The sequence below is a fragment of the Bacillus cereus group sp. BcHK124 genome (assembly GCF_027712065.1).
GTDB lineage: Bacteria > Bacillota > Bacilli > Bacillales > Bacillaceae_G > Bacillus_A > Bacillus_A pacificus.
Map to the genome: position 1 here is coordinate 31,140 of NZ_JAQFPJ010000004.1, position 25,929 is coordinate 57,068.

Here is a 25,929-nt window from a genome sequence, read left to right on the forward strand (position 1 = left end):
AAAAAAGAATAAATTTCACGCCAAAACATGACATTTGCATCCTATTTATATAGTGAAAGGGGGTGATAAACATGGCAGTCGAAACAATCGTAATGGATTTAACTTTACGTCTCGTCTTAAACAATGGATTAGATAAGAATGGAAAAACAGTTTTTAAGAACAAACAATTTAAGCGCGTAAAAACAAACGCAAACTTAGAGCAAGTACAAAACGTAGCACGTGCTCTTGCTTCTTTACAAGCATCACCACTTCACGCTGTACAACTTGTTAGCACATCAGATCTTTCTAACCTTTAAGGTGGAAATGTAATCAGTGGGGATGCCCCACTGATTACAAAATAAATAAAGAGGAGGAATCAACGTATGCAAGTACTAGAATTAATTTTCGCGAAAGAAGATGGAAAAACAGTTGTCTTTTCTATTGAGAAGCCGATCACGCCCGTCGATGCACAAGTCGTAAATCAAGTAATGGATACGATCCTTGCCTCATCTGTATTTTCATCAATTAATGAAAATACCCGAAAAAAAGGAGCTCGTCTCGTAGAAAGGACTGTATCTGAAGTTCCCATTACCTTATAGACAAAAAGACGAATCTGCATCATTTTGCAGATTCGTCTTTTTTCTTCGGCATTTCAATTGGAATAAAGATTTTTGAAAAACCGACGCATACATATTTATAGTGTTCTCCGCCGATATCAAATTCCGTCTTATATGTTGAGAAGAATATATAATCATCTCGCTTCGTATAATGATCGATTAACAATCCAACTTGCGGCTCAACATATTTTTTCGCCAACTTCTTACCAGCCGATGCTAAATCACCAAGGAGCCCCTCTTCATTTTCCTTTTGAACTTCGTCTAGCTTCTTACTTACATCATTACGTTTCATAAACTGCTTCGCTGCCCAATCCGTATATTCACCTTTACTCGGATTACTATTTGCTAAATATACTAGAAGAACAACAACTAGAGCCATAATAATATACCTTTTCTTCATACTATCTCACCGCCTACTCTTTTCTATTTTCATATATATGTACAAGCGATGCAAATTAGAAAGACTATCATCTATTGATTGTAAACGAATAGCTAAAATTTACAATATGAAATAAAAGATTAACAATTAATTTACTTAATTCGTATATAATTATATTGAGAATTATTATCATTTATAAAGGGGGAATTAAATTTATGAATGACGAAAATGATATTATTATTTCTAATTCTACAATGATGTTAGAACCACACAAGCACCCTTACTATCAAACAAAGATTATCGAAAGTAGCGGGAACCATCTTTACTCCTGTCAAACTGCTCTCCAACTTATCAAACAATCTTGTCTAACCAATGTTCACTCTACTTATCAAGGTAGACGGAAAGCAGTTCAAACAAACTTTCATTTCAAACGAAATGTGCCGATTCCAATTAATCATCGAGAATATATTTGTGCTTTCCCAACAGAGTCTCCTTCTTCTCCAAACTGTATATGGCTATTTTATAACCATATAGATGACATAGAGTTTTTCAAAAAAAGTAAAAAAGCTACCATTCATTTTTCAAATGGTACAACTACAACTATACATATCAGTCAACATAAGTTAAAACAACAATTATTAAAAGCCGGATATGTATTATCACGTATGAACATGCAAGATTCACTACAATTTAAAAGCCTCTTACTACATTTACTACCTTAACAGAATAAGTAGAATGGAAAGCAATATCACTTGCCTTCCATTCTTATGATCATGTTTATCCTCTTAAACTATCTCGCATTTTCTCAAGTGCTCGCCGATACATCCACCTTACTTGATAATAGCTCATCTCTGTCTCTAAAGCGATTTCCCCCATCGTCTTTCCTACAAAAAAACGCTCAAAAATAATATACTTCTCCTTCTCATCTAATACACTCATAAAATCCTTCGCTTTCATTTCAATATCTTCAAAATGAAAGATATCCTCATACGCTCCTACACATACACACTTTTCTTGCACTGCAAACTCTTTCTTCAATCTTTCTAATATATAACCACGTACCGTTACAACTGCATATGCAGGAAAACTCCCTTTCTCCGCATCAAACTTTTCATACGCATGCCAAAGACCGATTAACCCACATTGATAATACTCTTCATAATCTTGATAGATCCCCAACCTCTTTATTTGATTTACAATCAATCCTTCATACAACAAAGCTGCCTCTTTAAAAGTCGCTGGCTTCACACAGTACCCGTTTCTAAAAGGTATACCTTTCTAGTATTCCGCGGTACCTTCACAATATAAAAATAAAGAAGGAAATTCACTGTGAGTAATTTTAAATACTATCGCTGAAATTTGAAATTACAATGGGTAGAATTTGAAATTTTGTTGGTGGTATTTGAAATAAGGGTAAAAATAAAAAAGGTGACTCCGAAGAGCCACCTTTTAATTCAATCATATTATTATACAGGCAAACCAGGTAAGAACTTTGCAATCAATACAACAATCGCAGCTAAGAATCCCGCTTTAATAATGAATAAAACAATAATTGGAATAGCTGCTTTCACTTTACTTAATCCGGCTGTAACTTGTAATCCTAACCAAATTAAAACTAAATTCCATAAATAGAACAATTCAATTGTATTACCAATTCCATATGCAAGTGAACCTTGATCGAATAGTGGTCCTAAACTTGTATACGCAGTTGGTCCAGCACCTAAAATTAAAGCTATAACACCGTTAATAAGTCCACCAATAATAACAATAATATCTGCGTATACAATAATCATTACTATTTTTTTATAAGAAGTATCATTCCCGTAAAACATCATGAACACTTTATAAATAGCTGCAACAACTAATGTTGCAATCATAACACCTACTATTCCCCATATCGTACCAGAAATTACATCTGATACAAGCGAACCCTGCTTTGCAAATTCGCCTCCCAATTTCTTTTGCATTTCAATCATTTCAGGTGATGTATACGTAATATACGAATTTAAACCACCTACAAGCCCTTGTAATATTGCCACTATGAAGAACATACCCCAAACTTTCTCAGTCGTCTTCATTCTCTCAAACTGTAAACCAGGAGAAGTAATCATTCCGAACAGTGATGGCTTCTCGCCGCCAGCTTTTTGCATATTCACATTAGCTTCCATTATAACGCCTCCTTCTATTTATATAACCCGTTCTAACGGGCGGTTCACTTCCTCATATAGAGGCTACGAACCGCCCACTAGAACGGTAGTGTGTAGTTCTACTACACTAGTAATTACTCATAACGAAGTGCTTCAATTGGATCTAATTTCGCAGCTTTATTTGCTGGAATTAATCCGAAAATAATGCCGAGTGTCATCGAGAATAATACGCCGCCAACGACAACTTCCCATGAAACAAGAGGTGGCCATTTTGCGAACGTGGAAACGATATATGCTCCGCCATATCCAAGACCAATTCCGATCAAACCACCTAGAAGTGTTAACATAACTGCTTCAATTAAAAACTGTAATAAAATTTTACTACGCGTTGCCCCAAGTGCTTTACGTATCCCAATTTCGCGCGTACGCTCCGTTACAGATACGAGCATAATGTTCATAACGCCAATACCACCAACGACTAATGAAATACCCGCGATACCACCGATAATCATCGTCATAATATTAGTTACTTTAGAAACATTTTCTTGGAATTCTTTTAAATTCACCAGTTCATATTTACCTGGAATTTCACTTGGCTTACGACTATTTAATACATCCACAGCTTGTTTTCCAGCTGCTTCTAAATCGTCTACATTTTTAGCTTGAATTGCGATATTTTGAATATTATCTGTTCCGAATAAAACAGGCCATAACGTAAGAGGGATTAATGCTTCTTCCATTTCAAATCCCATAAACTCATTATCAGATGTATACACACCGACAATCTGCATTGGCTGCCCCTTCATCTCAATAATTTGTCCAACTGGGTTTACGTCCTTAAATAACGTTTCTTCTGTTTTTGTACTAATCATCATAACGTTATTTGCATGAGTAATATCTGATTCACTTAAAGTACGTCCCTTTACGACCTTTACTTTATTAACGGCAAAATATTCATTATCCAGACCAATAACATTCAGATTTGCCTTTTTATCATTTACATCAAGTATCTCCATTCCCTGATTTGTTGTAATAACGTGGGATACATCCTTCACTTGTTTTACTTCCATAATATCTTCTTCCGTTAACTTCGGTATTTCATGCCCGCCCATATTAAACTCATCATTAATATCTGCTTTAAATTGAATTGGCATAAGATTATTACCGCCAGAACCTGCGAATTTCGACTTCAGCATCGCTTCTCCGCCTTGCCCAATTGCAACGACAGTAATAATAGAACCAACGCCGATAATAATACCTAGCATCGTAAGAGCTGAACGCAGTTTATGAGCTAAAATAGAAGAGAGGGCAATTTTTATACTATCTAGTAAACTCATACCGCACACCTTCTATCTTCTGTAATTTTCCCGTCTCGCAGTACAATGCGGCGGGAAGAATACGCTGCTACTTCCTCTTCATGCGTAACCATAACAATTGTTGTACCTTCTGCATTAAGCTTCGTGAAAATATCCATAACTTGCTCACCAGACTTCGTATCAAGCGCACCAGTCGGCTCATCGGCCATAATGAACGTTGGATTATTCGCGATAGCTCTTGCAATTGCTACACGCTGCTTCTGTCCACCTGACAATTCGTTCGGTAAATGATGCACGCGATCCGCTAATCCAACTTTACCTAATGCCTCTAAAGCACGCTTACGACGCTCTGCCTTCTTCACGCCGCCATATACGAGCGGAAGCTCAACATTTTCCACTGCTGAAAGACGCGGCAGCAAATTAAAGTGCTGAAACACAAAACCGATATATTCATTACGAATTAAAGCAAGCTTTGACTCGTCTGCTGTTAAGATATTCACATCATTCAACATATATTCGCCTTCTGTTGGACGATCTAAACAACCGATAATATTCATAAGCGTTGATTTACCAGAACCAGACGGTCCCATAATCGAAACAAATTCACCGCTCTGAATGGTTAAACTAATACCATGCAAAATCGGCACTGCCAATTTTCCTTGATAATACGTTTTAGCAATATGGTTTAACGTAATCATTTCTCTTTCACTTCCATTCCGTCATACACATCGTCGGAAGGATTTTTAACCACCTTTTGCCCCACTGTTACGCCTTCAGTAATCTCTGTCCAGTCTCCATCAGTAGAACCTTTTTTCACATTTTGTTTACGAAGCTTTCCTTTATCCTCAACATAAACAAATGCATCATCACCTTTTTCTACAATGCTCTTAGTCGGAACAGCAACCATCTTCTTATTCTCTAAATTTACTTGCAGAGAAACGTGATAACCTGGAGATAAACCATCTTGACTATCAAGGCTTGCTTTATATGTATATTGAGACATATTTTGAGTCGCTTCGCCCATACCGCCAGCTTGCGCCATCTCTGCACTCGTTGGGAATTCACTTACTTCTGTAATCTTACCTGTCCACTTCTTCTTATTATTTGCTTTCGCAGTTACAGTAAATGTTTGATCTTTTTGAATTTGTGACTTTTGAAGCTCCGTTAACGTACCTTGAATTTGGAATGGATCTTTAGAAGCCACTTGTAAGAAGGCTTTCCCTTGACCACCTAACGCTTGAGATGAACTTTGCGCCGCATCTTTATCTAACTTTTGAACAACACCAGCAAAATTACTATAAATCGTAAGCTCTTTCTGCTTTTTACTTAACTCTTCTTTCTGCAACTTCCCTTTTTCTTTCTCAAGATCCGTTGTCTTTTGCGCTATCTCCAGCTCACTTACTTGCTCTTCCATCGGATCTGTTACTTCTTTCCCAGCTCCGCTATCTTTCGCCTTCTTAATTTCTTTCTTCAGCGAATCAATTTTCTTCTTCCCTTGATCATAACGCATATCTGCCATCTTCTGATCAAGTTCAGCTTGCTTCATTTGAAGATTAATCTCTTCATTATCATAAGAGAATAACTTCGCACCTTTCTCTACCTCTTGTCCTTCTTTTACCTCAATATCTTTCACTTTCCCTTTGGCCGGATCCGCATAAAAACTTTCAATATTCCCAGGCTTCACTTGACCTGAAATTAACTTCGTATTATTCAGCTTACGCTCCGTTACCTTCTCAAAACTTACTGCGTCAGCCGTTGTTGCTGCCCCCTTCTTCTTCCCTTGCATTACAAAAATATTAACTGCTGCTACAATAACAATTAGTGCAATAACCCCGATAATAATCCATTTCTTCTTCTTGTTTGGAGTACGAACCGTATTTGGTACCATATTCTCTCTCCTTTTTATAACTTAATAGTTTAATATGAAATTGTATAAAACTTTCTGAAAATTAATTACATATTATTACATTCTTTTTACAAAGTTTTACACATCCATTTATATTGTAACAAAAATTCCAATGATTAGAAATATGACATTATGTCTTTTAAGATAGATTTAAGGAAAGATTATAGTAATATAAGAAAAGCTATCCAAAATGATAATTGGATAGCTTTTCAAACAAAATATTACGCCGCTTTAGGCGCTTTGCTTTCATGTCCACGTTGAACGATGAACAAGAAGATCGTTGATAAAATAGCACCTGTTAATAGTAAGATGAAGCAACCATCCCAGCCAGAACGATCAACAATAACACCGATTGCTGCGTTTGCTACAAGACTTCCGCCTACGTAACCGAACAGACCACACATACCAACTGTCGTACCTACTGCAAATTTCGGTACTAATTCCATCGCACTTAAACCGATTAAGAACTGTGGTACATAAATTAAACAACCGATAATAGAAACTGCAATACTTACAACAAGTATGCTAGTTGCTTGCCAATATACAAACGTACCAATAACAACTCCGACCATACTAATGATACATAATGGCATACGTTTTCCTTTAAATAATTTATCACTTAAAAGACCAACGATTAATGAACTTGGAATTGCCATACCTTCAAAGATTGCGTACGCCGCATGTGCTTCATTTTTTGAGAAACCTTTAACTGTCGTTAAATAAAGTGGAACCCAGTTAATAACGCCGAAACGAATTAAATAAACGAATGCATTTGCAATACATAAGAACCATACAAATTTATTTTTCACTACATACTTCATTAAAATTTCTTTTGGTGACATCTTGTTAGCATGATCTGCTTTTTCAAGATTTTCATAGTCATTACGATACTCATCAATTGGAGGAAGACCTTCTGATTCCGGTGTATCCTTCGCATTAATCCAAACAAGAACTGCAATTACCATTGCGATAATCGCTGGGAAAATAAACACGCCGCCTTGCCAATGATTTTCACCAAAAATACCTACACCAATTCCGACAAGTGGTGGTACAAGCATTCCACCAACGTTATGTGAAATATTCCAAAGACCTGTTTTCGTACCACGTTCTTTCTTTGAAAACCATTTCGTCATAACGATACTACAAGGAGGTGCACCCATACCTTGTACAATACCGTTCACAACAAGTAATGTAACGATCATCCCAAATGAAGATGCAAAACCGAAGCAAATATTTACAAGCCCTGATAAAAATAAACCGACCGCGATAAAGCGCTGGGCGAAAGCTTTATCTGATAAATTCCCCATAAAGAACTTACTAAATCCATAAACAATTGCCATTACTGAACCTAGTAGACCAATTTGAGCTGTACTAAAACCGTATTCTTGTACTAAATACGTACTTGATAACGTAAAGTTACTACGAACTAAATAATAAGCAGCATATCCAACTGAAATTCCGATTAACACACGAATACGTAGTAATCGATATACACGGTCGATCATATCCGCAGGCAATCTTTCAATTGCAGGTGCTGGCTTGAGCCATTTAAACATATTCTTTCGTCTCCTTTTCTCACTTCTGAGAGAGACGTTGTCTATTCCATATCTCGATTATTCCACTATTTGATATATGTTGGTTCGTTCTTCTAACCGGCTGTCCCTCTATTTCTTTCTCGTTCTTCGCAAACATCGTTGGCACGCCAAACGAAACCTTTTCTAAAATGTGACCTGCTTCTTCTGATAAACAATAATCAATAAATAAATCCGCAATAATACCATTCGGTGCGCGCTTTAGTTTCGAAATCGCATTAACAGATAGCCCTGTTTGCTCAGGTACGATACTTACAACTGGGAAGCCTTGTTTTTGAAGCATTCTCTGATCTCCCATGAAATTGATGCCTATCATATACTCACCACTCGCAACAAGCTCTACTGGCATGTAACCATTCACTGTTACTTCACCAACTTGCCCTGCAAAGTTCTTAACATATTCTTTCGCTTCCTCTTCACCTACAGTATCAATAAGTGATTGAAAAAACGTATAGGCTGTTCCTGAAACATTTGGATCCGGCATAACAATCTTTCCCTTATATACTGGATTTAATAAATCTTGCCACCTTGATGGATAAGGAAGTCCGAGCGGTGCTATTTCTTCGTTCCACCGCTCTTTATTGATCGCAATTGCCAGCTTCTCTACTTCATAACCGTACCAATAACCGTCTTTATCTTTCACAGTTTTTGAAATACGGTTCGCATGCTGACTCGTAACAGGAATAGATAGATCTTTTTGCTTCATCATTTGATGCGCGTCTACCGTACCACCAATAATAATATCCGCTTTCGGATTTCCAGCTTCCTCTTCTACCCTCCGAAGAAGCTCTTCTGTCGAAAGACGAATAAATTCATACGTACAGCCGCGTGGTTTACAAAATGATGAAAGCAACGCTTCCCCAACTTCCTCGCGAGCCGCTACATACGCAACAAGATGACGATCATTCAAAATAGGGAGACCACTTTTATTATATTTAATAGAGGTTGTATCTCGAGAGCAACTAGACATCGCTCCTCCAATTACTAGCAAAAAGAAGAAAAAGGCTATCTTTCTCATGACACATTCTCCTTTACAAATACATTTGCGAGGGAGCTTTTCATATACATGACATTCCCATTATTATCACCGAGATATTGCACAACAAAATACGATGGATACACAGAAATAGTAAGAATGTCTTCACGCTCATTCTTTATACGCTTACCAGTTTTATAAGCGGTAATATAAGCGATCGGTTCATTCTGTGATTGTAATAACTTCTGAATTTCTCCGTAATCTGTAATTTGCTTTGCGTACCGAATCGAATCAAGTATGTGCGTAACATTCACCGCACGTTCTACACCACCTTGGCGTACTATGACATCCTGTGCTGACGCAAAAAAATCATAAATACGTTCTGGTGTGTAATACAGGCTTAACAAATACGTTTGCAATGCTGAAATCATTGGATCCATACCATTCTTTCCGTACATATCAGCCCCGTACTGGAACAAGTCACCTACTGCAAAAGTACGCTTCTGTCCATTCAAGTACGTTACTTCTCCAGTAAATACTTGTTCTTGATTCTTAGCTTCACTCGGATTGATTTGAATTCGGTCAAAGAATGAAACAATCGTATGCAAACGAACTTCATCCGTTATAACAATTTCTCCCCACTTTTCATGCCTAACCTTCATTTCAGTAGGCAGGGATTCATTCACTCTTTGTAAAACAGCTTGTTTGTCATTCACGATTGTGATCCGATTATATATTTGCTTCTCCATCACATAAAACAAAATAAGAGAAACGATTATACAAAGGACAAACATAAGAATTTGAAATGATAGCCTTTTCATTTCTGCCTACCTCCAAGATAAAAAAACGTTGTTTCGAAAATACCGCATAATTGTTTCATAAATGTATCATTTAACCGCTTTCAAGTTTTTTATGTCTTCCATCCGTCTCGGAAGCAAGAATGTAATAAATATGGTAGTACCAACCTCTTCACTACTCTCAATCCGCATACTTCCGCCCTGCTTATTCATAATCTCCTGACAAATATACAAACCGTAACCATTCCCGTAACTAGAAGAAAGTACCTTTCCTTCTGGCGATTCATTCCACTCTGCCAGCACACCTTCATCTATACCAATGCCATCATCATGAACAAAAACTTTTGCCTCACGTTCATTTACAATGACATTCATACGAATTTGCGTAGCGTCGCTATATTTTATCGCATTATCAAGCACATTTAAGAAAATCTGTTTCGTCTTATCGAAATCGGCCACAACATATACATCTGTTAACTCATTGATAACTTCAATCTCAAACTTCTGCAGACGAGGTTTCACGATTGAAACTGCTTCTTCGGCTAATTCCTTTATATTCACAACTGTAGGTGATATTTCAAACGTACTCGTCCCGTACTTTGAAGACTTAAGTAATTCCTCTACAAGTGATAATAAACGCTCACTTTCTACAGCTACATAGCGCAAGCTCTCCTGTACATCTTCCTTCTCCTTTAACTTCGGAATTAAATCCACATAGCCAATAATCGCCGTTAGCGGTGTTTTTAGCTCATGCGTAATGCGATCTAAGAAATCTTTCTGCTTCTCTTTCTCTTCCTTCAATTGCTTAATATGTAGTTCAATCCCATCAGCCATCGCATTAAAAGACGCTGAAAGCTGCGCAATTTCCACATATTCATTTAGCTCAATCTTACTTTTATAATCACCATTCGCAAGCCGGTGCGCCATTTGCCTTAACTGATCAATCGGCTTATGAAGAGACTTTGCCAAACGAATCGCAAAGAAAATACCCGCAGCTACGAGACAAAGAGACGTCATTAAAAACGTCCAACCGACATTTGTTAACACTTCCTTCTCACCCGTTAACTCATTTATAAAACGAACACTACCAATGACATCGTTTCCATAATAAACCGGGCTTGAAAACAAAAGAATTGGAGCTGGGTCTCCCTCTTCAAACACATAAGATTTCTTTCCCTTCAAAGAACTCTCAATATCAATATTCCGATGAAGAAGCGCTCCCTTTTGCGTATCCGCCACAACATCCCCATTCTTCCCGATCATCTGTACACGGACATCCATGCGCTTTGCTAAATACGAAGCAATTAAAAGTGAATTCGGACCGAGCGTCTCTACCTCTGCTTCCTTCTCTAAATAATTCATCGTATAAATTTGTGCTTCTACACTTAACTTTTCTAAAGAATTTGCCGCGTTATGATACATATTCTTTTCTAACGTAATATAAACAACTGCGTACAAAAGAACAAATATCGGGATTAATAGTCCAACGATTCCAAACACCATATTTCTTTTTAAAGACATACCATCACCACTTAACAATCCAGTTTATAACCAACGCCATAAATTGTCTTAATATATTCTCCGCTATTCCCGAGCTTCTTCCGCAGTCTTTGCACCATAATATCAACCGCTCTCGTATTTCCGATATACTCAAATCCCCATACTTTCTCAAGTAACTCATCTCTCATAAATACACGCTGCGGATTGGAAACAAACAACTGACATAAATTAAACTCTCGGTACGTTAACTGAATCTCTTGCCCACTCACATGCACTTTTCTTTCCTTAGGACAAATCGTTATCTCTCCCGCCCCAATTACTTCATGGCTTACCGTTACCTCCTTCTTCTTCACGCGCCGCGTCATATTCTTGACCCGAAGAATAAGCTCCGCATAATTAAATGGCTTCGTCACATAATCATCTGCACCAAGCTGCAAGCCAAGCAATTTATCATTCATCTGACTCTTCGCAGTTAACATGAGCACTGGAATATCCCGATCCTTCTCCCGGAACAAACGAAGTAACTCATACCCATCTGTATCTGGAAGCATAACATCCAAAATCAAAACATCCGGCCCTTCATTCCATCTCTCTAAAGCTTCTCTCCCGTCAGCCGCCGTAAGCACTTCATATCCTTCCATCTCAAGCTGCATCCGAATCAAATTACGAATACTCGATTCATCATCCACTACAAGTATTTTCATCATTCTCCTCCTTCCATCCTGTATTATAGTACAGTTTAGTATAGCAAAAATCTTATAAAAAAAGAGAGGGTATTGTCGAACATATGTTGAACGACAATACCCTCTCCTTCACTTATTAGTCTTACTTATCATACCCATTAGGTTTCTTCTGATGCCAATTCCAAGCATGCTCAATGATTGTCTTCACATTTACATACTGAGGATCCCAACCTAACTTCTCTTTCGCTTTCTGAGAAGAAGCAACTAAACGTGCTGGATCTCCCGCACGGCGCGGTGCTACTTCAGCTGGAATTTCATGATTTGTAACTTCACGAACTGCATCAACGATTTCTTTAACACTGAAACCATTACCATTTCCTAAGTTATAGAAATCACTTTCTCCGCCGTTTTGTAGATCTTTAAGACCTAAGAAGTGAGCTGCTACTAAATCTTCAACGTGAATATAATCACGGATACAAGTACCGTCTGGTGTATTATAATCATCACCAAACATCATAATCTTCTCACGTTGACCTAACGCTACTTGCAATACAAGAGGAATTAAATGCGTCTCTGGACGGTGATCTTCCCCAATAATACCATTTGGAGTTGCACCAGCCACATTAAAGTATCTGAAAATCTTATAACGTAAATTAGAAGCTTGGCTATACCAATGAAGCATCTTCTCGATTGCTAACTTCGTCTCTCCATACGTATTCGTTGGATTTGTCATCGTTTCCTCAGTAATAAGGTCTACATCTACCTCACCATACGTCGCCGCAGTAGAAGAGAAAATAAACTTATCTACCTTAAACTCATCCATTACCTCTAATAAACAAAGTGCACCATACACGTTATTATTATAATATTGAAGAGGCTTCTCCATACTAACTCCCACTAAAGAATCAGCCGCGAAATGCATAACCGCCTCAATATTTTCTTGTGTAAACACATCTCTTAAAAATGCTTTATCACGAAGGTCGCCATTATAAAACTTCGCACCTTCCGTAATTGCATCCTCATGACCCGTTTGTAAGTTATCTACTACTACTACAGATAAACCTTCGTCTACTAATTTTTTCACAGCGTGCGAACCGATATAACCAGCTCCGCCGCAGATTAGAATCGAACTCATAGTTCTCCTCCTACATATATTAAGATTTCTTATTCACTCTCTTATTATAAAAGGTATACGATTGCTCGTATACCTTTTGTGTACCTTTATTACTTAGCAACGAAATAATCCGTTACATATTGTGCCCAAACTTCGTGGCCTTTAGCACTTGGGAAACCGAATTCTTCTGTTAAATATGGTAAGATAGCCTTTGTTGACGCATCAGGCCATGCTCCCCAATGATCCACATATGTATAACCATTTTGCGTCGCAAATTGCTTTAACGCCTCAATTGCCTTCGGATAATTCTTCGCACCATACACTGGGTTTGATGGTTGAATCATAATTGTAGCACCTTTTGCACTAGTAGAAAGTGCTTGGACAAATTTTTGCGTACTTGCTACAGAGTTTCCATTACCAGTTTTACCATTGTCAGTAATAAACGGTGGTTCAAATAAAATCACATCTGGCTTTTCTTTCGCAATCTCTTTATCACGTTTATTTGCAATTAACTCGTCTGTGCTTTCGCCTTTATATTCCTTTACAGTCACATTCCATAAACCTTTACCGTAAGCAGTTTCTAAATTAGCCGTTAACTTAGCTGCCCATGCACCTTTTTCAGATGAAGAAGCTTCATCACCAACAATAACAAGGTTGACTGCCTTTTTATCCTCAGCAGCTTTCTTTAACTTCTCTTTCACTGAATCTGGCAAGTTCTTCGCGTATGCCTCATTAAAAGATGACTTCGCATCTTGTTTTTTCTCTTCTTTCTTCGCTCCACTATCTTTTACGTCAGCTTTTGTTTTCGTTACTTCACTCGTCTGCCCTGTTGCATTCGCAATTTTCTTATTCCAATATAATTTACCGCTCACAACCGAAGCGACAAACAATACAAAAATAACTAGGACAAGTACTGCTTTCTTATTCATCGATTCACCTCGTCTATTATTCTCACAACATATAATACTAATATAAATTCACGCAAAAATAAACCCAACTCCTACCAAAGGAGTTGGGTTATTACATATTACTTAGTCACTTCAAGATGCGCTCTTAACTTATTCGTAATATCTTGTTTCGCTGCATCTGGAACATAATAGTACCAAATACCATCAGCGGCTTTGTGTCCGTCACCTGGGATTTGGATTTCTTCACTATTTTTCAAGCAATCTTTATAATTCTTTTGCATATCAAACATTTGATCTTGTGTTAAGTTTGTCTTCACATTCTTTTGAATCGCTGTTAACACATCACCATAGCTTGATAAAGAAGAGAAGCTTGCACCTTTCTTAATAACAGCTTGCATCACTTGACGTTGACGCATTTGGCGTCCGAAGTCTCCGCGAGGATCTTCTTTACGCATACGTGTGTATGCTAGGGCTTGGTCACCTGTTAAGTGTACATTACCTTTAGCAAAATGGTGACCATTTTGTGTAAACTCTAAATCATTATTTACATCTACTCCGCCAACTGCCTCAACAATATCTTTAAATCCTTCCATATTTACTTCAATGTAATAATTGATAGGAACATTTAAGAATTTTTCTACTGTCGCAACAGACATATCTACGCCACCAAATGCATAGGCATGGTTGATTTTATCACTTTTTCCTTTTCCAACAATTTCTGTATATGTATCACGAGGGATACTTACTGTTTTCATTGAATTATTTTTAGGGTTTAAAGTAATAACCATTAAAGAATCTGAGCGGCCTTTATCATCACCACGTTCATCGGCTCCTAATAGTAGGATAGATACTGGTTCAGATTTACTGATTTTTGCTGTTTCTGAGCTATTAGAGTCTTTATCACGTTTTAATGGTTTATGAACTTCATCTAATGTTTTTGAGACTTTGGAATATACATTATAAGCATATACTCCACCACCTATAATCATTACTCCTATAATCCCTAGTACCCATAATAGGATTTTCTTTTTCATTGCGATAGACCTCTTCTTTCCATTATTCTGGATTTCTCCAGATAATACAAATACTAATTTAGTCTATTATACTAGGAATGATATTCTATAACTAGTATATTATCATTCAAGTACCGTAGGCTTTTAATTATTTTACTTTATAGTAATCTACATACCAATTAGTAAACTCTTGTAATCCCTTTTCAATAGATGTCTTAGGTTTAAAATCCACAGCTTTCTGCAATAAATCCGTTGATGCGTAAGTAGCTGGTACGTCTCCTGGCTTAATAGGCTCAAAATCTTTTTTAAACTCTACTGCTCTTCCTAAGGAGTTACTCAAGGATTTCTCTAATGCTTTAATAAATACCATCAACTTTTCAGGGTTATTATTACCAATATTAAATACTGTATGCTTTACATCTTCTATAGGTGGATTGCTTAAAAGACGTTGAATCCCCTCAACAATATCATCTATATAAGTAAAATCACGGTATAAATCATTTTCAAAGTCACCATTATTAAATATCTTAATGGCTTCATCATTGAAATATTTATTTGTAAAACCAAAGTAGGCCATATCCGGACGCCCCATTGGCCCGTACACTGTAAAGAATCGTAATCCAGTTGCAGGAATCTTGTACAAGTGACTATACGTGTGTGCCATTAACTCATTTGATTTCTTAGTGGATGCATAAAGTGATACCGGATTGTCCACAAAATCTGTTTCCTCAAACGGTACCTTTTTATTAGCACCATAAACTGAACTAGATGATGCATATACAAGATGATCTACTGGATAATGTCTACATGCTTCAATAATATTATAAAAACCAATAATATTACTTTGAATATATACATCAGGATTTTCAATTGAATACCTCACACCAGCTTGCGCAGCTAAATTCACCACAATATTTGGCTTGTACTCTTCAAAAAGTTTATTAATTGTATCCTTATCCGAAATATCGCCTTTAATAAAAGTAAAGTTCTCATATGGTTTAAGGTTCTCTAAACGAGCGTATTTAAGATTCACATCATAATAATCATTTATATTATCAATACCTATTACTTGGCACCCTTGTTCTAGTAGCTTTTTAGAAAGAAAGTATCCTACAAAACCCGCAGCCCCAGTAATAAGATATTTTTTACTAATATCTAGAGGTTTGTAATTCAATATTATTCAACTCCTTCATATATTCCCTACTTGTTGATTTCCTACCAATAGAATGATATTCTATTCCCACTTCTTGCATTACTTGAACATCATATATATTTCTTCCGTCGTAAATTAATGGTGTTCTCATTAACTTCTTATACATCTCTGGAGTTAACGCCTTCACTTCGCCCCACTCGGTGAAGATAAAGCAAACATTTGCCCCTTCTAATGCCTGTTCAGCATCTGTAACATATGTGATATTTCCATTTTTATTTTTTCCTTCTGGATACACTTTCGCAAAGTTATTGGCACCGACTGGATCAAACGCATAAATGTCTGCACCTTGCTCTAGTAGTAGAGGAATATTTTCAAGAGAGGCAGCTTCTCTTAAATCGTCTGTACCGGGCTTAAATGTCAATCCTAATACCGCCACTTTAAGACCATTAAAAGTAATTAATCTTTGACTCGCTTTTTTGTACAATAAAGTCTTTTGATCTTTATTCACATCAATTGCAGCCTTTATGGTTCTTAGTTCATAACCATTTTGTCTCGCTAAATACTCTAATGCCTTAGTATCTTTAGGAAAACATGAACCACCAAAACCAATACCTGCATTTAGAAATTTACTTCCAATACGCTCATCAAAACTCATACCTTTTGCAACATCTTGAATGTCCGCACCAACTAACTCACAAAGGTTTGCAATATCATTCATATAAGAAATTTTAAGAGCTAAGAAATCATTGGAAGCATACTTAATCATTTCAGCAGATCGTCTATTAACTGAAACAATAGGTAAATGGAATGGTTTATAAAGATTCATTAATACTTCTTCTGCCCATTTACTTTCAGTACCAATAACAATTCTTTCTGCGTATAACGTATCATGGACAGCAGAACCTTGTGCTAAAAACTCTGGATTTGATGCTACTTCTACTTTAACGTCATTAACTAAAAAGTCTTGAATAAACTGCTCCACTTTATCATTTGTTCCAATTGGAACGGTTGATTTTACAACAACAAGACAATCTCTTTCTACACTTTCAGCGATTTGTTTTGCCACGGTTGCAATATATGAAAGGTTTGCAGAACCATCGGCTTGTTCTGGAGTTCCCACTCCAATAAAGATAGCATCTGCATCTTTATACGCTTCTTTATAATCTGTTGTATAATTAATTCTTCCAGCAGCGTAATTTTTTTGCATTAACTCTTCTAAATCTGCTTCATAGATTGGAGAGACACCAGACTCCATTAACTTTACCTTGTTTTCATCAATATCAACGCAAGTTACTTGATGTCCCACTTCAGCAAAACATACACCAGCTACTAAGCCGACATACCCTGTTCCTGCTACTGCTATTTTGTACATAATTATGCCCTCTTTCCTCTACTAGGAAGCTTATATACTATATTGCTCCTTAAAATATTCCTGATATTCACCACTAATAATTTGCTTCCACCATTCTGCATTATCTAAATACCACTGAATGGTTTGAGCAATCCCTGTTTCAAATGTATAAGTTGGTTTCCACCCTAACTTTTCTAGCTTTGTTGGATCAATTGCGTAGCGCTTATCGTGACCTAGTCGATCATGAACAAACTCAATCAGTTCTTCCGACTTGTCCAGCGTACTAATGATAGTTTTTACTACTTCTAAATTTGTACGTTCATTATGTCCACCGACATTATAAACATCTCCATTTACCCCCTCATGCATAACCAAATCGATTGCGGCACAATGATCAATAACATGTAACCAATCACGAATATTTTTACCATCACCATATACAGGAACCTTTTCATTATTTAATACACGTGAAATTGTTAATGGAATTAATTTTTCAGGGAAATGGAATGGTCCATAATTGTTTGAGCAACGTGTAATATTAATTGGTAAACCGAATGTCTCATGATATGCTCGAACTAATAAGTCAGAAGAAGCCTTACTTGCACTATATGGGCTATTTGGTTGTAAAGGTGTTTCTTCTGTGAAGAATGTAGTTGGATCAAAATCTAATTCACCGTATACTTCGTCTGTTGATACGTGAACAAATTTAGTAATGCCACACTCTTTTGCCGCATCTAATAATACTTGTGTCCCTAATACATTTGTACTAATAAACACTTCAGGTTCAGCAATAGAACGATCCACATGACTTTCTGCAGCAAAATGCACAACATAATCGAAGTTTTCTTGTTCAAATAGTTGGTTTACCGCTTGACGGTCTACGATGTCAACCTTAGCGAAAGAATAATTATCTTTGTCCTCAATATCTTTATGTTTTGTTAAATCGCCAGCATATGTTAGTACATCTAAATTAACGATATGGTATTGAGGATATTTATTTACCATATACTGAACAAAATTCCCCCCAATAAATCCTGCGCCACCTGTTACTAATACTTTCTTTTTTTCCATCTTATTTCACCTCTTGCTGTAATTGTGTAATATAATGTTTTGTTGCTTTCTTCCAATCTTGTAATGGCTCAAATCCATTATCAATTAATTTCTGCTTAGACATACGTGAATTTTTAGGACGTACTGCACGAGTAGGGTATTCTTCTGTTGTAATACTATTTACTTTTACATCTTGTCCTGCAATCTCAAAAATTTCTTGTGCAAATTCAGCCCAACTGCAGAAACCTTCATTTGTAGCATGATATGTACCATATTTCTCTGTTACGACCATGTCAACTAACAAGCGAGCTAAATCATACGTATAAGTTGGTGATCCTATTTGATCTCCCACAACGTTCAATTCATTACGTGTTTCACCTAAACGAAGCATTGTTTTAATGAAGTTATTTCCATTGATACCGAATACCCATGAAATACGTACAATAAAGTTTTTATCTATTAGGCTTCTAACTACTTTTTCTCCCTCATACTTTGTTAAACCATAGTACCCAACCGGATTAGGCGCATCAGTTTCTACAAATGCATGAGTTCCTTCTCCATCAAATACATAATCTGTACTAATATAAACAAATTTAGCATTTAATTTTTTTGCTGCTGTAGCAAGGTATTTTGTACCTTCTACATTCACATTCCAACAAAGTTCTTTATCATCTTCAGATTTATCAACAGCCGTATATGCTGCACAATGAATAATTGCATCTGGTTTTACTTTATCTACAAATTCATAAACCGCAACTTCGTTTGTAATATCTAAATCTTCTATTCCAATACCTTGCATTTCTAGTCCTTGCTTCTCTCCACGTTTTACTACGTCGTATCCAAGCTGACCATTATAACCGGTTACTAAAATTTTCATTTTTTTACTCCCCGTATACAAAGTTATTTTCTGCTTCTTTTAATGAAGGTGCTTTTTCGTCTTTTTCAGATAGCACTGGTCGAATTTCCATTGGCCACTTAACATCAATTTCAGCATCGTTCCAAACAATACCTCGATCACATTCCGGAGCATATAATTCATCAACTTTATACTGAACCTCAACATCATTCGTTAATGTCATAAATCCATGTGCAAATCCCTTTGGAACTAATAATTGTTTTTTATTTTCTGCACTTAGCTCTATACCGAACCATTGACCGTATGTAGGACTCCCCTTACGAATGTCGACTGCTACATCAAAGATTGATCCACGTGTACAACGTACAAGCTTAGTTTGTGCTTTAGGATTTAATTGATAGTGTAAACCACGAAGTGTTCCCTTTGTTGCAGAAAATGATTGATTGTCTTGTACAAATTGCAAATCAATTCCAGCTTCTTTCATTGCCTTATCGCTATAAGTTTCCATAAACCAACCACGATGATCTCCAAATACTTTTGGCTCAATTACTTTAACACCTAATAAGTTTGTATCTAAAACTTTCATTACGTTCACTCCAAATTAGTATTTAATGCTACCGTTTGCTACTTTTAATAAATATTGACCATAGCCATTTTTAGAGCACTGATCACCTGATTTAATTAGAGTCTCTTTGTTAATCCAGCCATTAATATATCCTATCTCTTCAAGAGCCGCGATTTTAATTCCTTGATGGTCCTCAACTGTTTTTACAAAGTTTGTTGCATCTACTAGACTTTTATGAGTTCCCGTATCTAACCATGTATAACCACGCCCTAATAGCTCGACCTCTAATTCACCACTATTTAAATACGCCTCATTTATAGATGTAATTTCTAACTCTCCTCTAGCCGATGGTTTTACATTCTTTGCAATTTCAACTACACGATTATCATAGAAATATAGCCCAGTAATTGCATAGTTAGATTTTGGGTTCTGGGGCTTTTCTTCTACACTTAATACTTTTCCGTTCTCATCAAATTCAACTACACCAAAACGTTCTGGATCATTTACATGATAGCCAAATACTGTTGCACCAATCTCTTTTTTTGCTGCACGTTGTAACATTTTACGAAGCCCACTACCATAATAAATATTATCCCCTAGCACCATAGCAACAGAATCGCCACCTATAAATTCTTCACCTAGAATAAATGCTTGGGCTAAACCATCTGGACTTGGTTGAACCTTATATTCCAATGATATACCAAATTGAGAACCATCACCTAATAAATCCCTAAATCTTGGGGTATCCTCTGGTGTTGAAATAATTAATATTTCACGTATCCCAGCTAGCATCAATGTGGACAACGGATAATAGATCATTGGCTTATCATAAATAGGAAGTAATTGTTTACTTGTAACCATTGTTAAGGGATACAAACGAGTACCGCTTCCCCCTGCTAAAATTATACCTTTCATTTTCCTTACCTCTCTTTTTACTAATACTTTTCTATGAGATAATATCTATCCTCTTCGTAACCTTAGAGACACAGATACACATTCTTTTAATTTTTTATAGTTTATTATTAAATAAACTATATAGACTCCAGTAAATATTATAAATGCCATTACTGAACTCAAATACCATGAACAAGACATAAAAATTACAACTAAAGTTACTTCTCCTATAATGCTTTTAATAATATTTACGTTCATAAGTTTTGCTAAATACAATTCTGATATTATGCTTCTTACCGCTATTGAAACAACTAATGAAATAACAATAAAATGCATACTTTTAAATACATAACCACCAATAAGACATAATGCTATGCTTAGAACCATTGAGAGAATATTATTAAATAACAATTTTTTTTCTTCCCGTAACACTTTAAAGTAAGTATTACAAAGTAATTGCATCTTCCCATCAAATGTACATAATGGAAGTAATAATGCTAGATATTGCAAACTCTCCTTATACTCTGGTAACCATAACCCCAATATATATTTCATAGGAATATACCCCAAGAATATAATCGGTAAAAATAGACCCAGTATATTCCTAGTGATAAAGTAGATTTCTTTTAACCGCCCTTCATCTACTTGTCTTAATGCTGGAAATAGAACCATACTTACTTGGGCAATAAATACGAGAAAAAAGTTTGTTAAAGATAGAGAAAGGGATATTTTACCAAATGCTGTTACCCCCCATATCTTATCTATTATCATCCGACCATTGCCAAGTATAAGCATACTTGAGATATTAGCCAATACTAATTTGATTCCTACCGATATGTTAAGCCACATTTCTTGAAGGCTTTTCCTTGTACAATACCAGTTCGCACCAACAATTTTTCTCCCCACATACATACAATAAATAAAACCGAACAATTTACTAGATAAATATACAATGATAAACGGTTTAAAATCATCAACTCGAAACACTATTAATATCATTATTGACGCCAATACTATAGTACGATCTATAATGACTGATAGTGAAAATATTCTTGTTTGATTTACTGCCTGAAATATATAACCCATAAATAGCGTGGCATTTGATATTACTAAATAAATTGCCACAAATATTAATATAAACCTCCTGTTTGGATCGTCCATAAAAATACTAGTCGCCACTATAACACCACATGAGAATATAGACTGAAATATCATTGAAAGTTTGAACTGAGTCCCTACTAACGAATAATTTATACGCTCGTACTTCTCTCCACCCAACCTCAAATATATTCCATCATTTAGACCTAAGTGGAAAAATCCTACATAACCAACATAAAAAACATATAGCTGCCAATAACTATATTCCTCCACCCCCAAAAATTTCGGAACAATTAAAGACATTGTAATACTTAATAAGAGAGAAATACCCTGTGCCATAAAAGCATAAAATATATTTTTAATAATTTTATTTTTCATCTTATCTATTTTCCATTCCACTAAACTTCATAGATGTTAATTCACATTGCTGATTATAACGCACTATCTTTTGATCATTATTCACTCTAACAACAAATAGGTTAGAATTAAAAAATAGCCAACCTACCACTAAGTGTTGGAGCCATGTTGAAAATAGTGAAATGTACTGATCCTGGAAAAATTGCATCACCAATGGATAAATCATTATAGAAAAGAAGAAAATGTTAATAGGTCTTTTAGATAACATCTTCCTGTAAAGAATACCGTGAAAAATACCAATAAAAAACTGAACAAGTAATGCATATAACAAGCCAAAATCTTTGAAGTAGTATTGATAAAAAGTATATACATTTGTGCCTTGCTTATCACTTATTGCAATGGTATCTTGTACTAAACCTTGTGCCTCTCCGGTTCCAAATAACTTATTAAAAATAGCATACAAAAATCGAAACGTATTTTGCCCATACAGATAGTCACTTGAGCTTGCAACTAACTTTTCAAATGCAACTAATGAACCTGACATGTATAATGCAAACTGATTCATTAATAAACTTGAATAAGTATCATATTGAGTCAAATATGACACTTTCATAATGGCTATTACTGAGAAAAACACTAAAAATAAAATCAAAAAACGCATCGCATATTTTAATGTTTGCCTATTATTAAAGTTTTTACAAATTAAAAATGAGATTAACATTGGTAAAGTGGACATAAGTATTCCATTCCTTGTCATTGTCAATGAGAGGTTTAAAATAGCTAACACCAACTGAATAATTAATATTTTTCGATATTCCTTTTTCTGATCTTCTTGAATATTAAAATACATTATCAACATGCAAACTGCTAATATAATTATAATGCTTCGGGCATAGTTTAAATATCCTGGTATCACAAGCGTGTCATTAGCTAGTCCCTGTCTTACGCTCTGGTATATGCTTATTGTATAGTGTCCCCTAACGTATACATAATGTATATAATATAAGTAGAGGGTAATTAGTGCTTCAAATAATATTAATGACTTAAACATTACTGGTTTAAAAGCATAAATTTCTGCCGAAGCAACATATCGCCTTCCTAAATTTGTATTAACCATCGCTAGTCCAAATCCAATAATAAAAATAATTGCCCCCAGAATTATGTAAAGGTACATAAAACTAGTAGGAGACTCTAAGTAATCAGACATCGTAAGTCCGATAAAACTCAATATCCACGGTAGGCAAAATAAAAAAGCTGGTGATAGCACATCTTTAAAAATATATAAAGATATAGCTGTAATCACAAGCATAATAAAAATATACATATATATATTTATCATAGAACCTCCCCTTTATAGCGCTTAAAGTGAGAGATACATTACTTACGTGCTAAAGAGATTTTTAAATGATAAAAACTAATAGCACTATAGCCTGTGTATCATACTCTTTTCTATATTGATTCTAAGATATTATCATAATATCTTAGAATCACATAATTCGATTTCTGAGGCTTTTAATGTCGTTTCCTTAAAAACCAAAGAATCTTTCCCGCCCACTTATTAATTCCATAACAGTATGCAAAATCACCTATTAGCATTGAGGCGTTCGAATAATAATCCCTATATTTAATCAATTTAATATATTGAAATGGATTCCTCGATGCAAGAAAAATGCATCGTCTTTCTTGCATCTCCTTAGTTTTTAAAATTACACTTAACTTATCACTCGATAATTCACTAGAAGCTTTATAATAATTTAATAAAGCTTCTAGCCATTGAATATTTTCCTTTATTGTACGTATTCGCTTATCTACATTTGCGGAACCAAATCCAATCCCTGCCGCTACCCCACTCGTATTACTATTATGAATACGATACTTAATTACTCTTTTATCAATTAAATACATACCATCAAGAAGAGTAGCTAATCTGCAAGTCTGTGAATCGTGACTATAATTTTTAACATTCAGTTCTCTAATTATCTTAGCAAGCTCTCTTGTTAAGCATAATGAACAACCTAATATGGTAATTGTATTAAAATCTTTAGCAAAAGGTATTGGAGTTACCCTATTGGTATTATCCCCTAACGAATATCCATGTTTATTATTAAAAACCTCTCCGTTTTCATCAATGGTTACTATATTACCCGCTAAACATTTGACTTTATCATTACTTTTAATTACATTAGTCATGCATTCAATTTTATCATTTAACCAAACATCATCTTGATCACAAAGGAATAAAATATCTCCAGTTGCCTTTTCCATTGCCTCAAGAAAATTTCTTTGCCAACCTTTATTCTCTTGATTCACGGAAAATATCCAGTTTGTTAAATTGTGCTTTTCTATGAATTCATTAATAATTTGAGCTGTTTTATCAGTAGAACAATCATCACAGATAATTACTTCATTCGGGGGTTGTGTTTGTCTATATATAGAATTCAGTTGTTCACATACATATTTTTCACCGTTATAAGTTGTCATTACCACTGATACTTTCATTACTTATCCTCAATTCATATTCTTTATTTCATCTCAGAAATTTAGACTTATGTAGCTACTCCTAACCAACTACTTTTGGATGAGTTTATTCCACCTGTTCATATTATCAGAAAAGGAAAATTCATCTGACCATTTAAAGTATGCACATTTGCTAAATTCACGCCATTTCATTGGTTCCATAGATAATACCATAATTGCATCCACCCATGGCTTAGAATCTTTATTATCCTCAACTAAAATGCCACATTTCCCATCCACGATCTCTTTATTATATCCAACGTTTGATGCAATAACTGGTAGACCAGTAGAAATATACTGTACTAGTTTAAATCCACCTTTTCCTTTAGTATATGCTCCATTAATTAATGGCATAATTCCAATATGAGCATCATATATCTCTTTCTTAGCGATATCTCTCGTCCATGTAATATTTCTAATAACTAAACTTTTAGTCTTATAGTCAACTGGTTTATCGCATACGGTTGTTAATATTAATTTCTTACCCGATGATTGAAATAATTTTTCTGCCGCATCATCCAAGGCATCAATGATTTGAAGGAGATGTTTAATATTACCACTTGTAGCCACCCAAACTAATTTGATTTCATCACTATAAGTATTAATTCTATTTTCCATAAGATGCACTGAATTAAAACCTTGTAAATCCCCATCAGTAGTCGGCATAAGTTGGACTTTTTCTTGGAAAGCAGAATTTATTTTCTCTTTTAGAAAATTGTTAGTCACAATAATATTTTCACTATATAATTCCAATATATTTTTTTGCCTATTAGATATCTCACCACTTATAAAAATATAATCATCAAAATCCCAATATAATTTTGTTCTTTTTGTGAGCAACTTAATCAACCACAATAAATATAGTGGACTATATCTAGGACAAAATGTCTTAGATACAATTACAGAATTAGGCAATCTAAGATTATCTATGATTAAAAAATAAGATACTCTAATAAGCATTACTAGATAATACAAGCAATCAATTAGACTCCTTAAAACAATATTTTTAGATGCATTATTACGTTTTAACTTATAAATTGATTTTGGAGCAATTTCTCGAATAAAGACTTGTCCTTCAAGTCCATCAGCATATTGCACAATTCGATAATAACTTGAAGGAGTAAGCTCTTTATTCCTAACATATATTGATATTCTATTCAT

At 35.3% G+C, this 25,929-nt stretch carries 27 protein-coding genes; 3 read left to right on the forward strand and 24 right to left on the reverse strand.

Features of this window, described 5'->3' with window-relative positions; all coding sequences use genetic code 11:
* Positions 1-71: 71 nt before the first annotated feature.
* Together PDK19_RS08530 and PDK19_RS08535 are read left to right on the forward strand one after the other, a co-directional pair.
* Entirely contained in the window at positions 72-296 is a 225-nt protein-coding gene (locus PDK19_RS08530; RefSeq protein WP_014893407.1) for a DUF1659 domain-containing protein, read from the forward strand.
* Positions 297-362: 66 nt separating this feature from the next.
* A complete protein-coding gene (locus PDK19_RS08535; RefSeq protein ID WP_016718961.1) occupies positions 363-578 on the forward strand; it encodes a DUF2922 domain-containing protein in 216 nt (71 codons plus the stop codon).
* A gap of 19 nt (positions 579-597) precedes the next feature.
* Here PDK19_RS08535 and PDK19_RS08540 read toward each other — a convergent pair whose 3' ends face one another.
* Complete coding sequence (locus PDK19_RS08540; protein ID WP_000747726.1) at positions 598-996, reverse strand: DUF4359 domain-containing protein; 399 nt, start codon at positions 994-996, stop codon at positions 598-600.
* Between the two features lie 194 nt (positions 997-1,190).
* On the opposite strand from PDK19_RS08540, the gene PDK19_RS08545 reads away from it, so the two are divergent.
* Entirely contained in the window at positions 1,191-1,697 is a 507-nt protein-coding gene (locus PDK19_RS08545; protein ID WP_000997441.1) for a competence protein ComK, read from the forward strand.
* Between the two features lie 55 nt (positions 1,698-1,752).
* Here the strand turns inward: PDK19_RS08545 and PDK19_RS08550 are convergent, their stop codons facing one another.
* From PDK19_RS08550 to PDK19_RS08660, 23 genes are all read right to left on the reverse strand, one after another.
* Entirely contained in the window at positions 1,753-2,223 is a 471-nt protein-coding gene (locus PDK19_RS08550) for a sigma-70 family RNA polymerase sigma factor (RefSeq protein ID WP_074615067.1), read from the reverse strand.
* A gap of 218 nt (positions 2,224-2,441) precedes the next feature.
* Positions 2,442-3,143 carry a Yip1 family protein gene (locus PDK19_RS08555; RefSeq protein ID WP_270706951.1) on the reverse strand — a complete coding sequence of 234 codons (702 nt, stop codon included), beginning with the start codon at positions 3,141-3,143 and terminating at the stop codon, positions 2,442-2,444.
* A 113-nt stretch (positions 3,144-3,256) separates the two neighbouring features.
* Positions 3,257-4,459 carry an ABC transporter permease gene (locus PDK19_RS08560; RefSeq protein ID WP_000054360.1) on the reverse strand — a complete coding sequence of 401 codons (1,203 nt, stop codon included), beginning with the start codon at positions 4,457-4,459 and terminating at the stop codon, positions 3,257-3,259.
* Positions 4,456-5,136 (reverse strand): ABC transporter ATP-binding protein, encoded by a 681-nt coding sequence (locus PDK19_RS08565; RefSeq protein WP_000631602.1) that lies wholly within the window; start codon positions 5,134-5,136, stop codon positions 4,456-4,458. Before PDK19_RS08565 ends, PDK19_RS08560 begins: the two co-directional genes overlap by 4 nt.
* Positions 5,133-6,326: an efflux RND transporter periplasmic adaptor subunit gene (locus PDK19_RS08570; protein WP_088106311.1), complete on the reverse strand. Its 1,194-nt coding sequence runs from the start codon at positions 6,324-6,326 to the stop codon at positions 5,133-5,135. The genes PDK19_RS08565 and PDK19_RS08570 overlap by 4 nt, the downstream gene beginning before the upstream one ends.
* A gap of 239 nt (positions 6,327-6,565) precedes the next feature.
* On the reverse strand, positions 6,566-7,900 hold the full coding sequence (locus PDK19_RS08575) for an MFS transporter (protein ID WP_000477605.1): 1,335 nt from the start codon (positions 7,898-7,900) through the stop codon (positions 6,566-6,568).
* A 19-nt stretch (positions 7,901-7,919) separates the two neighbouring features.
* Positions 7,920-8,954: an ABC transporter substrate-binding protein gene (locus tag PDK19_RS08580; RefSeq protein ID WP_270706954.1), complete on the reverse strand. Its 1,035-nt coding sequence runs from the start codon at positions 8,952-8,954 to the stop codon at positions 7,920-7,922.
* Positions 8,951-9,733: a DUF3919 family protein gene (locus PDK19_RS08585; protein WP_270706955.1), complete on the reverse strand. Its 783-nt coding sequence runs from the start codon at positions 9,731-9,733 to the stop codon at positions 8,951-8,953. Before PDK19_RS08585 ends, PDK19_RS08580 begins: the two co-directional genes overlap by 4 nt.
* A 66-nt stretch (positions 9,734-9,799) precedes the next feature.
* Positions 9,800-11,230 (reverse strand): HAMP domain-containing sensor histidine kinase, encoded by a 1,431-nt coding sequence (locus PDK19_RS08590; RefSeq protein WP_000054050.1) that lies wholly within the window; start codon positions 11,228-11,230, stop codon positions 9,800-9,802.
* 11 nt (positions 11,231-11,241) lie between these two features.
* A complete protein-coding gene (locus PDK19_RS08595) occupies positions 11,242-11,913 on the reverse strand; it encodes a response regulator transcription factor (RefSeq protein WP_000699577.1) in 672 nt (223 codons plus the stop codon).
* A 121-nt stretch (positions 11,914-12,034) separates the two neighbouring features.
* Positions 12,035-13,027, reverse strand: a complete 993-nt coding sequence (gene galE / locus PDK19_RS08600; RefSeq protein ID WP_000095013.1) for a UDP-glucose 4-epimerase GalE — start codon at positions 13,025-13,027, stop codon at positions 12,035-12,037.
* An 89-nt stretch (positions 13,028-13,116) separates the two neighbouring features.
* Entirely contained in the window at positions 13,117-13,935 is an 819-nt protein-coding gene (locus PDK19_RS08605; RefSeq protein WP_270706957.1) for an SGNH/GDSL hydrolase family protein, read from the reverse strand.
* A 98-nt stretch (positions 13,936-14,033) separates the two neighbouring features.
* Positions 14,034-14,948, reverse strand: a complete 915-nt coding sequence (gene tagU / locus PDK19_RS08610) for a polyisoprenyl-teichoic acid--peptidoglycan teichoic acid transferase TagU (RefSeq protein ID WP_270706958.1) — start codon at positions 14,946-14,948, stop codon at positions 14,034-14,036.
* A 127-nt stretch (positions 14,949-15,075) separates the two neighbouring features.
* Positions 15,076-16,101: a GDP-mannose 4,6-dehydratase gene (locus PDK19_RS08615; RefSeq protein WP_270706960.1), complete on the reverse strand. Its 1,026-nt coding sequence runs from the start codon at positions 16,099-16,101 to the stop codon at positions 15,076-15,078.
* Positions 16,076-17,452 carry a UDP-glucose dehydrogenase family protein gene (locus PDK19_RS08620; RefSeq protein ID WP_270706962.1) on the reverse strand — a complete coding sequence of 459 codons (1,377 nt, stop codon included), beginning with the start codon at positions 17,450-17,452 and terminating at the stop codon, positions 16,076-16,078. The genes PDK19_RS08615 and PDK19_RS08620 overlap by 26 nt, the downstream gene beginning before the upstream one ends.
* 30 nt (positions 17,453-17,482) lie before the next feature.
* Positions 17,483-18,502 carry a dTDP-glucose 4,6-dehydratase gene (gene rfbB / locus PDK19_RS08625; RefSeq protein WP_270706963.1) on the reverse strand — a complete coding sequence of 340 codons (1,020 nt, stop codon included), beginning with the start codon at positions 18,500-18,502 and terminating at the stop codon, positions 17,483-17,485.
* Between the two features lies 1 nt (position 18,503).
* Positions 18,504-19,358: a dTDP-4-dehydrorhamnose reductase gene (rfbD, locus tag PDK19_RS08630; RefSeq protein ID WP_270706965.1), complete on the reverse strand. Its 855-nt coding sequence runs from the start codon at positions 19,356-19,358 to the stop codon at positions 18,504-18,506.
* A 4-nt stretch (positions 19,359-19,362) separates the two neighbouring features.
* Positions 19,363-19,923: a dTDP-4-dehydrorhamnose 3,5-epimerase gene (gene rfbC, locus PDK19_RS08635; protein ID WP_270706966.1), complete on the reverse strand. Its 561-nt coding sequence runs from the start codon at positions 19,921-19,923 to the stop codon at positions 19,363-19,365.
* Between the two features lie 15 nt (positions 19,924-19,938).
* The gene (gene rfbA / locus PDK19_RS08640; protein ID WP_270706967.1) at positions 19,939-20,817 is read right to left on the reverse strand and encodes a glucose-1-phosphate thymidylyltransferase RfbA; all 879 of its coding nucleotides are present in this window, start codon (positions 20,815-20,817) and stop codon (positions 19,939-19,941) included.
* Positions 20,818-20,862: 45 nt separating this feature from the next.
* Entirely contained in the window at positions 20,863-22,272 is a 1,410-nt protein-coding gene (locus PDK19_RS08645; RefSeq protein ID WP_270706969.1) for a lipopolysaccharide biosynthesis protein, read from the reverse strand.
* A gap of 1 nt (position 22,273) precedes the next feature.
* Complete coding sequence (locus PDK19_RS08650; protein ID WP_270706971.1) at positions 22,274-23,590, reverse strand: O-antigen polymerase; 1,317 nt, start codon at positions 23,588-23,590, stop codon at positions 22,274-22,276.
* Between the two features lie 173 nt (positions 23,591-23,763).
* Positions 23,764-24,750, reverse strand: coding sequence for a glycosyltransferase (locus PDK19_RS08655; protein WP_270706972.1), 987 nt, complete (start codon positions 24,748-24,750; stop codon positions 23,764-23,766).
* Between the two features lie 69 nt (positions 24,751-24,819).
* Positions 24,820-25,929 carry a glycosyltransferase gene (locus PDK19_RS08660; protein ID WP_270706974.1) on the reverse strand — a complete coding sequence of 370 codons (1,110 nt, stop codon included), beginning with the start codon at positions 25,927-25,929 and terminating at the stop codon, positions 24,820-24,822.